General features: G+C 48.6%; 14 protein-coding genes. 10 read left to right on the top strand and 4 right to left on the bottom strand.

The features are described 5' to 3' along the window. The first annotated feature begins 85 nt into the window (after positions 1-85). Positions 86-1093 (top strand): outer membrane protein assembly factor BamB family protein, encoded by a 1008-nt coding sequence (locus tag ACNA05_RS13620; protein ID WP_415812069.1) that lies wholly within the window; start codon positions 86-88, stop codon positions 1091-1093. A 100-nt stretch (positions 1094-1193) separates the two neighbouring features. Further along, positions 1194-1409, top strand: a complete 216-nt coding sequence (locus ACNA05_RS13625; protein ID WP_415812070.1) for a hypothetical protein — start codon at positions 1194-1196, stop codon at positions 1407-1409. A gap of 11 nt (positions 1410-1420) precedes the next feature. Here ACNA05_RS13625 and ACNA05_RS13630 read toward each other — a convergent pair whose 3' ends face one another. Further along, positions 1421-2797: a DUF6538 domain-containing protein gene (locus ACNA05_RS13630; protein WP_415812071.1), complete on the bottom strand. Its 1377-nt coding sequence runs from the start codon at positions 2795-2797 to the stop codon at positions 1421-1423. 313 nt (positions 2798-3110) lie between these two features. Here ACNA05_RS13630 and ACNA05_RS13635 point away from each other — a divergent pair, with 313 nt between their 5' ends. The 6 genes from ACNA05_RS13635 (at position 3111) to ACNA05_RS13660 (ending at position 8117) form a co-directional block, all read left to right on the top strand. Next, on the top strand, positions 3111-3392 hold the full coding sequence (locus ACNA05_RS13635; protein WP_415812072.1) for a type II toxin-antitoxin system RelE/ParE family toxin: 282 nt from the start codon (positions 3111-3113) through the stop codon (positions 3390-3392). An 11-nt stretch (positions 3393-3403) separates the two neighbouring features. Then, on the top strand, positions 3404-3694 hold the full coding sequence (locus ACNA05_RS13640) for a HigA family addiction module antitoxin (protein WP_026942729.1): 291 nt from the start codon (positions 3404-3406) through the stop codon (positions 3692-3694). A gap of 30 nt (positions 3695-3724) precedes the next feature. Continuing rightward, positions 3725-5047, top strand: coding sequence for a GIY-YIG nuclease family protein (locus ACNA05_RS13645; RefSeq protein WP_415812073.1), 1323 nt, complete (start codon positions 3725-3727; stop codon positions 5045-5047). Positions 5048-5363: 316 nt separating this feature from the next. Beyond that, entirely contained in the window at positions 5364-7295 is a 1932-nt protein-coding gene (locus ACNA05_RS13650; protein WP_415812074.1) for a DUF3363 domain-containing protein, read from the top strand. Positions 7296-7408: 113 nt separating this feature from the next. Then, positions 7409-7930, top strand: coding sequence for a hypothetical protein (locus tag ACNA05_RS13655; RefSeq protein WP_415812075.1), 522 nt, complete (start codon positions 7409-7411; stop codon positions 7928-7930). Beyond that, positions 7923-8117, top strand: coding sequence for a hypothetical protein (locus ACNA05_RS13660; RefSeq protein ID WP_415812076.1), 195 nt, complete (start codon positions 7923-7925; stop codon positions 8115-8117). Before ACNA05_RS13655 ends, ACNA05_RS13660 begins: the two co-directional genes overlap by 8 nt. Before the next feature lie 264 nt (positions 8118-8381). Here the strand turns inward: ACNA05_RS13660 and ACNA05_RS13665 are convergent, their stop codons facing one another. The 3 genes from ACNA05_RS13665 to ACNA05_RS13675 all read right to left on the bottom strand — a co-directional run bounded on the left by ACNA05_RS13665 (position 8382) and on the right by ACNA05_RS13675 (position 10548). Further along, positions 8382-8867, bottom strand: a complete 486-nt coding sequence (locus tag ACNA05_RS13665; RefSeq protein ID WP_415812077.1) for a MarR family winged helix-turn-helix transcriptional regulator — start codon at positions 8865-8867, stop codon at positions 8382-8384. A 2-nt stretch (positions 8868-8869) separates the two neighbouring features. Further along, complete coding sequence (locus ACNA05_RS13670) at positions 8870-9166, bottom strand: putative quinol monooxygenase (RefSeq protein ID WP_415812078.1); 297 nt, start codon at positions 9164-9166, stop codon at positions 8870-8872. Positions 9167-10008: 842 nt separating this feature from the next. Beyond that, the gene (locus ACNA05_RS13675; RefSeq protein WP_415812080.1) at positions 10009-10548 is read right to left on the bottom strand and encodes a hypothetical protein; all 540 of its coding nucleotides are present in this window, start codon (positions 10546-10548) and stop codon (positions 10009-10011) included. A 238-nt stretch (positions 10549-10786) separates the two neighbouring features. On the opposite strand from ACNA05_RS13675, the gene ACNA05_RS13680 reads away from it, so the two are divergent. Continuing rightward, positions 10787-11797 (top strand): helix-turn-helix domain-containing protein, encoded by a 1011-nt coding sequence (locus tag ACNA05_RS13680; RefSeq protein ID WP_415812081.1) that lies wholly within the window; start codon positions 10787-10789, stop codon positions 11795-11797. Positions 11798-11939: 142 nt separating this feature from the next. Continuing rightward, the gene (locus ACNA05_RS13685) at positions 11940-12344 is read left to right on the top strand and encodes a hypothetical protein (protein WP_415812082.1); all 405 of its coding nucleotides are present in this window, start codon (positions 11940-11942) and stop codon (positions 12342-12344) included. The last annotated feature ends 8 nt before the right edge of the window (positions 12345-12352 follow it).

Genomic DNA, 12352 nt, shown 5'->3' on the forward strand with positions numbered 1-12352 from the left:
GTTGGACTCGCCGCAAGGCGACAGATATTTCGTAATCAAAAAGCTAAACAATTGTTTTGTTTGTAGATGCTTGTAAAGTGAGCAGATGAAATTTCATCTTAAATGGGAACGAAACTTACACTTCGCACTTAACCCCAAATCTGTGATGTTTCATGGAGCTAATATTTACATCACCGAACGTGTTAAGAGGTTGTCTAAAATTGACGCCATTTCTGGTGAAAGCATTTGGTCTAACAAGATAACTGATGGCTACGGCTTGCTTAACTTTGCTAATGGCAAGATATTTTACATGTCTAGTGGTGACGGATTGTGCAGTTTTGTTGAAGAAACTGGAGAGTTGATCTCGCAACGAAAATTCCATTTTCCTTATATGGGATATGTCAAAGTACACGAAAATATAGTACTGACCGGTGGGTGGCGAGGGTATACCGACCTTCGTGCCTATGACCTTAGAACGGGTCAACTACTATGGTTGCATAAGATGAAAACGGGCGAATTACAGAAGTTTTCTGTCCCTTCATTCCTTAGCAAAGACCGCATTGTTACCGTCAATCATTCTACAAATCTTATAAAACTTTTAGATGCAAAATCTGGAAAGTTGCTCAACGAAAGGTCACTACCTGAAGATATTCACCATGTTGATGCAGGTCACTCATATAGGTTTGTTGGTGAGGAAATTACGTTTTTGACTGGTCGAGGCGAGTTGTTAAAATTTAGTTCGAAAGACTTGTCACAAACTGTGGAAAGCATTTCGCCAACGTCAGTTGAAATTAATATACCTTGTTTTTTTGGAGACGAAATAGTCTTTCGTGACACCAAAGATTCTTATTGCCTGTGGAATAGAGCGAAAAAAGAAAGAGTTTGGCAGACCCCAATTGAGCACAATGTTTGGTCTGATGTGATTGCTACAAAACTGGATGATGAGCATTATATCATAGCTGGTGCCCAAGGTGCGGTAAAGCTGGTCTCTACGTCTAACGAAGTAAGTCGTATGAATTCCGAGAAGAGAATTACCACTCCTTTGTATCTCTCAGAGGGGTGCCTTTATTACGGAACGAAGAGTCAGATTAAATGCTATGAATACGAAGCCTAGATTTTGTTGCATCTATATCGCTAACTATTTGACCCACAACACTCAAATTATCTACCTCTTTTCTTCGTAAAAAACGCGGTGATTGCGCTATAATCCCTGCGTGGAAAAAGCCAAAAACATATCGCCAAACGCACCAATAGTCTCGCCGTCTCGCGCTGATATTAAACGCGGTATGACTATCGCGGCGCAACTTGTTCAGCGATACGGCCCAAAATATTGGCCCGTTCTTGAACGGCTAAAACAAGAATATGACGCACTGGACGACCGCGAGGCGTTGCTGGCCACGCTCTTATCTGACGTAGATAAAGCCGCGTAAATCGGTAAAACTTAGCCCTTGAAAGGATAGCTTTGTAGTAGCTCTGCGCTCACTGGATGTGCTATCTTTAACAGCTCGTCTCGGCGGTAAGCGAGTGACCCTCCATCCCCATATTCAGGGCGTGGGTTGCGGTGTCCCATCAACGTGCAACGCAATCCAAAGTCCAATCCAGCCTCTAACATGCGGTTCTCAAAGCTATGCCGAAAGCTATAAATGCGGTGTTGTTTGGTCGGGAATAAGTCTCTCGCTTTGAACGCTTTGGTGAGTGATGCGCTCAATAGGTAGCTGCGGTCTCGGTAGTGCGGAAAACCGCTCGGAGCATGACGCATGGCTTCCAAAGCGACCCCGACCAGCGGAATATCTTGGACGGATGCGCCTGATTTTAGCTCTCTGTCTTTGGTTTGACGGATACGGATATGCGGAACCTCGGCTTCCAGCCGTATGTTCTCTGGCCTGATATTGGCCAGTTCACTTGGTCTGCATCCCGTCTCAATCAATGCCATACAGAGCAGAGCGCCTTCACGATTTAGGCCCTCAAACACATCGGGCGAGAGGATGCGTGACCGAACCCAATCATCCTTAAATGGCATGACCTTCGTTAGAATTTTGTCTTTGAACCGCATGTTGCGGAACGGGTTTTCACGTTCTTCTTCGCCTATATGCTCGAAATATCGGCGGTATAATTTACGCAGACTGCCCAAGTCTTTGTTCCCGCTACTCCCGCTCATAGGCTTGGAGCCGTCCTTAGGATGGATGCGCTCATGCCAGAATTTGCGCACGGCGTGGGCATGTTCACGCGTAATATCCCGCATGTCTATATCGCCGTTAATAGAAACGAAGTTTGCCACGGCGCGACGTTTGATTTTGGAAAAGTTCTTCACTTGCTCCGGTGATTTACCTGCGAGTTCGTCAGCCACGATCTCGGAGAGGTAAAGCTCCATGGCTTCGCTGATGGTTGCGGTAGGCGTTTTAGCGACACCGAGTAGAGCATCGACGTCCTGTTCTTCTCTTTGTTCTGGAGCCTCTTTTAGTGGCCCTAAAGCCTGCAAGCGTTGCAGTAAGTCCGTTACCGTATCGCGCGAGATCAAGCTGTCCATTGGCTCGTAATTGAAGCCTAAGGCGCGGGCATGATGGCTGACGTCGCGATAGGCGACCTCTCGTGGCGTCACTTTGAAACGGCTCGGCGTGGCCTCACTCCAGCGGAGTTCGTCTTCATAGGCGAATATGTCTCGCCGTTGGCGGGCGACCTTGCGGCTGTCTGTTTCGAGCGAACGGTATATCAATGTGCGGTCATCAATATGGCTGACGGCCTTGGGTACGCGCCGCACATAATGCCATATGTCACCGCGCAAACGTAAGTATTGGTCGGGGCGTCTAATCGCTTTCATCCTGCCATCTCCTGTGTATGCCTTTTGTAAGGCAAGAAGTGAGGCAAATCGCGCGAGTTACCGTGTGGAAAGTACAGGAAAGAGGGATTTCCCGAGACTTTTCAAGGTCTTACGCAATTCGCAATGTCAGGAAAATGGTGCCCCCACACGGAAGAAATCATTTTGATTTTTACTATATAAAACAATTAGTTAGAGTGGTCAAGAGTCCACAATGTAGCCCGCCCAATGGGTCATTTTGTGCCCCATTTTTGTCGGTTGCTGATGAACATTTATAGCTCTTGCAAAATGTATCATGAAGTGATACATATATTCAGTGATACAGAGTGTAAGAGGCAAATTAGCGGAACGCGCTATGGCGGGTTCATTTGGGAAAGGTTTCCCGTCTGACTTGGTGAAGCGCACGAAAGCCATGCTAACCGCGTTAGATGCGGCTGTTGAATTGGAAGACTTACGCTTTCCGCCGGGCAACCATTTGGAAGCCTTGAAAGGCGACAGGGCCGGGCAACACTCTGTAAGAATTAATCGGCAATGGCGAATTTGTTTTCGCTGGACGCCAAACGGCCCTGAAGATGTCGAGATCGTCGACTACCACTAGAGGAGATGGAAATGAGCTTGTTACAAAACCCGATGCACCCTGGCGAAGTGCTCAAGGAACTCTATCTCACCCCGCTTGAGATGAGCGCAATCGCGCTTGCCAAACGCCTAGGTGTTCCGCGCACGCGCATAGAGCGACTTGTGAAATGCGAGACACGGATGACGCCTGATACGGCTTTACGTCTGTCCAAAGCTTTTGGCACAACGCCAGCCTATTGGATGAACATGCAGGTCAATCACGATCTCGTTGCAGTAAAGGCAACAACGGATGTCTCTGGGATTGAGCCTCTGGTAGCGGCTTGATTCATTAAACGCAGAACGAACTGAGCGAATATGACTTCCAAACATGGCTACATTTACGTCCTAATCAATCCTTCGATGCCCAATTTAGTGAAAATCGGGATGACGACGCGATCGGTTGATGACCGGATTAGAGAATTAAGTCTGCCAACTGGCATAGCAACCCCGTTCATGAATGTGTTTAGTGAAAAGGTAACTGACCCTTCCTATGCGGAGAGTTTAATTCACTCAGAATTACAGAGCACTGGCGTACGCCTCCGAAATAATCGAGAGTTCTTTCAGGTGCCAGTCAACACGGTTGTTAAGGTGATCAATCGAGTTCTGCAAGAGAACCCTGATCTGACAAATTTTGAACCTAATCCGTTAGAAAGCAAGAGTAAGAAGCGAACAGACTCTCCCGTTGAGAAAGCGCTTAAAGATATTGAAAACAGCTTGATCGAAGCGAACAACCAGTACCTTTCAGCAAGAGATAATTACAGAGATACCCTGTATTATTTAGCAATACTTCCTAAAGATGAGGAATCGACTTCGCTATTTGGATTGAATGTCGGAGGCAAAAATTTTTATGCAGCAGTTGGGAAAGCTAGAAACAAACTCTCAATGTTTATCGAGGATGGGAACGCATTTGCGGCTTATATCCTTACTCCCATTCTGTTCTACGATCGTGACTGCGAGGGTCTCAATAGAGCAATTTCCTTAATACAAACAAGCGTTTCTGATACAGGTCACAACCAATTTTTAATCCAGGTCATCGGAGAGTATTTGCTTGCCCCGAGTAAGTTTTGTGCCGAGATTGACGTCAATAGTTGGATCGAAAAATACGCAGACGCTCTGCTTCCTTGGTTGATTGAAAGAGCGAAACATCGCTCCAATGATCTACTGAAAAGAGAGGGAGAGACTCTGGAAAAAATCTTTGACTGGATGATTGCTGGGAACGTTTTTGACTATGGATTTAGTTCTGATCTGGATGAGCTCTTACCATATATAGATCTGTTGATGGCCTACAAAATCACCAAGGTGGTTATTGCAAAAGGCTCTAAATCGTATCTTGCCGAGGAAAGAAGCTCAGATCAAAAAACTGCTATAGCCTGTGCTGAATTCGTAGTCGGTCTATTTGATATAAGAAACGCAGTTGTAGAGTATCACAATATCTCAAGTTCGAGGTCGTCGTACTTTAGTTCGGCTTGGCCAGAGCAAGACACTTCCAATGATGAGGTTGAGTCCGGTATTAAGGCGGCGGAAGATGCTCTGTCGTATGTCGTCCAAGGCTTCCTGAATACGTATAAGCGTGATTGGATTCTTTATGGAATCGATGCGTTCGACGGACATCAAAATAATGCTATGAGTAACGTTTAACCGAGTATTTCGCCGCTTTGCGGCGAGTCTGGCGCGCCTGCCTCCGCTCGTGTGGGCGGCTCCGTCAGGCCCGCCAGACGACATAGACGCGATGGCGGCAATTAAATAGAAAAGTAGGTATTGGGTAGACGATAGTGAGGGCAAGATAAAACAGGTCGGCCTACCTAAGGGTTAGTCCTTTGTCTGCACATCTTTTTTGGTGGAGCTTTTGCGGGAAGCCTTAGGCCCACCATTTATTATTTTTCCCTTTAAGCCTTGAAACTTACGGTAGGCCCACCCCTAATTAGACTGTCTGAACCCTTAAATGAGCAGACAGATGAGCCAAGACAGAGAAAATGATTTTCGCGTTCAAATGGGACGGCGTGGGGCCTCAACTGAGAGGCGCGTTCGTCCTAAACGTCCACAAAGTTTTCTAGACTCGCTAACACCGCGTCGAGACAGAAGGTCGAGAAGTTATCGCAGCCGCCCAGGCCGAACCGTCCAAAGGCATTTTCATCGCCGCGTTATTGTTCAGGCCTCTATCAAACGCATGGCAGGCACAGGCGCGGCAAAGCTCAAAGACCATCTCTCTTATCTTGAGCGAGACGCGACGCAAAAGGACGCCAGCCCCGGCAAGCTTTACGGCTCGCTTATCCATGACGTAGACGCGGATAGTTTTCGAGATCGCTGCAAAGGCGACCGCCATCATTTTCGCTTTGTGGTTTCACCAGAAGATGCGGAGCGGATGGCGGACCTGAAAGGCTACACAAGAGAACTTGTCTCGCGGATGGAAAGCGATCTTGAAACGAAGCTGGATTGGGTCGCGATAGATCATTACGATACGGCCCAGCCGCATACACATCTACTCGTGCGCGGCGTTCGCGATGACGGAAAAGATTTGGTTATCCCACGCCAGTACATGTCCCACGGCATGAAAGAGCGGGCGCAGGAGATTGCGAGCCTCGAGCTTGGGCCGCAGAGCGGGCTGGAAAAACGTGCCAAGCTCGCGCGCACAATCGACGCGCAACACAAGACAGATTTAGACAAGATGATTGACCGTGCACGCGACGGCGAAACCCTCGATTTGCGAAAGCCTGTGAGACCCAACCAGCCCTGGCGCAAACAACTTATGGCGCGCCGCATTAAGACGCTTCAGCGGATGGGTTTGGCGGAATATGAAGGGCGCGGGCAATGGCGCATCAAACCAGACTTCACCCAGACGCTAACAAGGATGGGCGAGCAGAACGACATCATCAAAACCTTGCACCGTACTTTTGGAGAGCGGAGCGCTGAGTTGAGATTGGGTGCAGATGCCATCTTTGACCCCGCTGCATCGAATGCGCAGTCACAGGCTGGGATTGTGAAGCGCTTCGGACGTCCGGATGATACCCGCGAAGGCGGCTTTGTGGTGATCGAGACTTTGCGCGGCCAGCCGCTCTACGCCAAGGTTGAGGAAGATGATCTCTTTAGCTCGCTGAAAGTCGGACAAGCTGTCACGGTTCAAGCTTTTGATCCTGAACCTATACAAGCAGACAGAAACATCCTTGCTCATGCCAAGCGACATGACGGCGTCTTCTCGCCCGTCCATGTCCATCTCGTGGAGAATAACTCCGAGGAATATACCAGAGCCCATGAGCGGCGGTTGGAGGCTTTGGGCCGCGCCAATGTTGTCAGCAAGACTAAGAGTGGCGCTTGGGATATCCCTGATGATTTTTTGGATCGCGTGAGAGAGTATCACGAACAACTCGCCAAGCGACTGCCAGTCCCGCTCGTTCGGGATAATGTTCTGACTCTTAGCCAAATGGAAACAGCGCGCGGGGCAACATGGCTGGACGAACAATTAAAACGGGGAAGCCTTGAGGATGATCGGACCAGCAGAGAGCTATTAGCCGCCGCTGCCCAGCGCCGCGCTGCGTTAAGGCAAATGGGCTTTGCGATTGGAGATAAGGATCGTCTACTCCAGCGCTCTATCAACCAGCTGAAAGCGATGGACTTTAAGGAGACAGGAGAGGCCTTAGAGAACCACATGGGCAAGCCGTATGCCTCCTCATCAGGCGCGTCCCACATCGAAGGTGTTTTTAAAGGCACGATTGAACAACCAAGCGGTAAGTTCGCCGTCATAGAAAAATCACGAGAGTTCACGCTGGTTCCATGGCGGCCTATTATGGAACGCCGCCGGGGTCTGAGCATCATAGGCCGTGCGAGCAGAGGGGGTGGCATCAGTTGGGATGTCAGGGACAGACAACGGGATCGAGGCTTGTCGATTTAGCGAAACTCCCGGAAACCCCTATATTCTCTCGCAAATGGTAAATTTCCTGAAATTACTACCCTAGCTGAAAATCGGTTTTAGGCTCATTTTACGATCTTCAATAGGAGACGACCATGACCACATCCAAACCGCGCGTGCGCGCCTGTGTCGATCACGACACATACGCCAAGCTTAAATTTGCGACGACCCGCCCGCATGTGTCGATTTCGGACACGGTGAATAATGCGCTGAAGGTCTATCTCTCGGAAGACTATAATCTCGAACATAACAGCGCAATAATCAGGCGGCTTGATCGTATGACCCGAGAGAGCGAACAAATTAATCAGAAGCTCGCTATTCAGTCAGAAGCCATGGCCGCTTTCATGCTCTACACGATGCGCGTCACGCCGCAGCTGCCAGAAGCCGAGAAGGCCGCCGCTATCGCGCGCGGCGATAAACTCTTTGATGATCTTGTCGAGAATTTGAAGGCGCGGCTCCAACGGACATCGGAGAGCCTCTTTGGGACCTTTGAGGATGTCTATGCTGACGAGAGCGCCTTCTTTACGGCAGAGGAGTTAAAGCTATTGCATAGGCCTGCGCCTGGTGAGCGTGAGGACGGCGGAGAGGTTGAGGCGGAAGCAACGCTAGATGAGTAAGCCTGTCAGTGTTGAGGATTTGGAATATGGACCTGGTGTCCTTGCGCGGATCATTGACACACAGGGCGATGCGGTTTGGCCATTATTTGAGAGGCTGGAGCGGGAGCTAGCAGATGTGCAGAGCAGGCGTGATCGAGTGGCAAGATATCTACCAACGACATTGAATGGAGTTGATGACTTCGGTTAAGGGGGCAAAGCTGACCTCAGCTCATACCTTTGTCCGGCAAACGGTGGTTTGATGGACAAGAGCCATTTTAGGTGCACAGCTTCGAGGCTGCTTTGGCGGATACAGGGCCAATCACTAAGACCATGCTGGGTACGAGCACTGCTGTGAGGATGAATGTTTGGGCAGGTAGAACTAAGCTGACACCCAATGCGGCGAAACCCACAAGCGTTAGCGTAACGACCAAGTAAACCACCATCCACGAAAACAGCACAGTCAAGGCCGTCTTCATTGCGCAACCTCATCACTGGTATCGGATTTAACTTCTACGCTATGACTGTCGGGTTTCATATGTTGTTGAATGATCTCGAAATATCCTGGCAGCACAAGCGCCAGTTTCGACTTCCCTGTTTCTGTGACCTTGAGCCTTTGCGACCGAGCGTCTAAATCGTCGGCTGCTTCGGAAACGAGCCCTGCGTTGACCAGGGCTCGCACCGAACGGCTTAGTACAGGCTTGCTGACATCCATGCGAGCGGACACGTCCGCATGTCGCATACCGTGAGGCGTGTCTTCACGGTCGATCACGACCAACACGAGAAACTTGAGTTGCGACAGGGCATGAAAAGCAAAGTGCTTTTCGATTTCACGGATGAGCTGGCTCGCGCTGTGCATCATGGCAAGGGCTTGGATCACCGTGTCAGCCTCGCCAGTCCCCGTTCTGCCGACGTAGCGCTTTACCATGGCGCGTGTTGGGAGTGCCTTGAGGAAGAACACGCTTATGCCCCTGTTGACTGCGCAGCCGGGACAAGCTCCAATAATTCTGGCGGCTTGGCGAGCCACTCCTCATAGGACTTAAACACAGCAACTGTGTAGGGCTGTGCATGATGGAAGGCGAGAGCATCAGCGTTTGCCCACTCTTCATCGAGATAGAGCGTCGAGCGATCGGGAGACGTGAACAGGTCAAATCTGTGACAGCCTGTCTCTGCGCGTGTAGCACTAAGTATGTCGATGACTGCATCGATGGCTTGGTCGGAAAATTCGGGTTTTGGGGTGATCTTGGCGAAGATACGCATGCTAAGTTCCTTTGTGTTACCATGCTAACTAATAGAAACTTGTTAGCATGGCAACAGGTTTGACCACTTCAGTCTTTATCGTCATTAGGTTGTTGGTTATTTACCTACGACAGAGCCATTTTAGCTAGCCATCAAACCTCCGTTAAGCGAACTGCACATTAGTTGTCTTGAAAGCTGGAGGCAAAGATGAGTTTTCGGGCAAGTTGGTTGCTGGACGGGTTTTTGAACAAGAAATTCAACTCTGAAGCGTGAGGGTGCTTAGATAAATGATAGCAAATTACCGATCGCACAAACCAACTGAGGGTTTAGGCTAAGGTCTGTATTGGGGATATAAGCCACCAATGGTAAAGTACGATTTTATAAAGAATCTTATAGCGGATTTATTATACTTACCGTACCCACCGAGAGTGAATTGCTGTGAAGTTTAGAGTTGTTTTTGGCGAATTTGCGTTTGAAGGATGTATTATAGCTAGGACACGCCTCATCCCTGAACTACTGAAATCAGGGCCTATGCCCTAGGTTTTCTATTCACATATAAATTATTTATTCCTCACGCCGATTAGACAATTAATTACCATTAAAACTGTATCATAACCTGAGCTTACGGACTAATTTTGACGAATATGACTATTATATGAGTATTGTACCTCTGCGAGTCGTGGGACATTCGCTATAAAGTCTCCAAATCTAGCAAACATGTTACGACTTGCAGCTAGGGCGGCCACCCAATCTCTGATTTCATCATATTACTATGTCAATGAAGAGGTGGTATGGACCGGTTGTCTTAGCAATCAACCTTGAAGGAGCAGGAAAATTAGTGGAATCAGGCCCTCACTTGAAGACTATTTACTGGAGACGGCTTTTCCTTTGTAATTTCCGGAAATCGAAATTATGCGACCATCTTTTGGGGGGTGATAATTACTGTCGTTATTCGCAGAGCCTGTCCGGATCATTTCGACGACTTCCGGAGCGTTGAATGAAAAGCTCAACTCGCCGGTCGCTTCATCATAGCTCAACTCACCAATCTGTCCGTTTGTCCTGCTGTTGGAGTTTGCGAAGAACATGGAATCCTTTGTAAACCATTCAAATGTTAATTCGTCGGCTGTATCGCCTGTATAAGGTCCTATATTAGCTGAGAAACGGGGATAGGCTGGATTTCCATCGTCCCCAAGCTCCGAGGCTCGAAAGCTAATCATTTTCATGGTAGGGAGATTTGTGATCTGGATATTGTCTCGGGATTTTTCCGTATCGAAATAAGTGTGGAGTGTATGACTCTGGCCATTAATTTCCAGCGTCAACGTGCCCGTTTCCTCAAACCTTGATGACCCCTGTCCACAGGCGGAGGTCGCGATCAACGTAGTTGCCAAAAAGGCAGTCGTCATTAAATGTCTCATATTGCCCCCAGAGAAAACCGAAAGGATTTAAGTGTTGGATACCAGAATTAGTTGAATTTTGTGTATCAAACGGTCTGCGAAAGACCAATCGGGCGGATGCCCTATTCAAAAATCTTTCTTTCTACGGCCTTTAACCATCTCAAGCTTGCACCCGTCTCAAGCCATTGATACCCTAAAATTGGGCAAAATTTTCAACGCTGAAATATATCAGAAAGGAGCTTGGTGTATGACGTTGCCCGATGAGATAAACATATCTGAGATTGCAACGATCCAACGTAAGTTTTTTGACTTGGCGAATTCGCCGACCCAAGGTGGCGTGCGCGACTGTCTTGTCAATATACGCAAGCTAATCAGGGCTGAAGGGTCGTTCGCTTTTTATTTTCATAGAGGGTCCCCGGTCATCATCAGCGATAATATCGGGGAACAGGTTTCCGACTATATCTTCGCCCAATGGACAGGATTTGACCGTGACGGTAATTTTCTATTTGCGGATAAGGAACTTGAAACCATTAACCGAATGCGTCGTAGTTTAGGATCCGGCGTGCATCATGAACGGAAAATAGGGTCGCGCGACGTTATTCAGCAAACAGATTATTTTAATAAAGCCTTCAAACCGGCCGGTATGCACCATGTTATCGGGATGAGCGCCCGTTTGCCGATCGGCGAGGCAGTGTTCGCATTCGGCTTTTCAGGCTCAAATGCGCCGGGTTTCAAAAATTCGCAAACGGAGAATCTTCTTGAGCTTATCCTTCCGGTTTTTGAACACACATTCAATCTTTTGGATGTCGATAGTCCGAGCGTGGGGGATATGGCTGAAAAAATTGACAGTCTTCCTTGCCCGGCAGCACTCGTGGATGAAGCAGGCCAAGTCATCTTCGCCAATGAGGATTACCGAGAGAGGTCCGAAGACGTTCCCTCTTCGAGCCACATCCATAAAGTTGCGGGGCCTGTTCTTGATGACTGTCGACCCAGTGAACTTGTACTTATTCTATCTCAATCCCGTCAGGCATTTGATTTATCCGCGACGGCAAAGCAAGCGGGCCTGAGTCCGCGTCAGGTCGAGATTGCGCGTCTATTGGCGCAGGGGGCAATGAATGGCGAAATCGCGGAACGGTTTGACATAAGCATTCACACGGTTCGAAGCCATGTTGAGAAAGTCATGGATTGTTTGGGGGTTACATCGCGCGCAGCGGTGCTTCCGGCTTTGATGCATCGGGCCTCAATTGTCATTCATTGAACCTGTGGAACCAAGGGGATAGGCCGTTTGCCCTATTTCAGGCGTTATTTGACTGTGGTAACCATCCATAAGTGAATTAAATGGTTTGTCTTAAGGCAGATAGCTTCAACGTGGGCGCGGTCGAACCTTCAGGAGTAAAAGAATGAAACATAAATATCTGGCTTTGTTCGGTTGTTTCATTCTGGCCTCCTGCGGGGGAGATGAAGGTATTCTTCAGCAGACAAATGTGACAGGGGCTGAAGTTGTTTCAGGTAAAGACAAGTATGATTTTGTCTATGACTTTACTTTGTATCCCGGCGCAGAAGTACAGTCACATATGACAGTGGCAGGTCAGACCATGGCTCTGTTCAAGTCGAAGGAAAGTGCAGACACACTGATAGAGTTTTATCGGGACCAGGCTCTGGCGCAGGGATTCAGTATTACCCTCGACAGGACGGCGGATGAAGATCCCTTCTTCAATGCCCGTCGTGATGATGGTGCCCGAACCGATGTAACGGTGACCGATGAGGGAGATCACAGATTGGTTGACCTAGTCATAGGCTCATAAACCTTCGA

Source organism: Litorimonas haliclonae (assembly GCF_965138505.1).
GTDB lineage: Bacteria > Pseudomonadota > Alphaproteobacteria > Caulobacterales > Maricaulaceae > Litorimonas > Litorimonas haliclonae.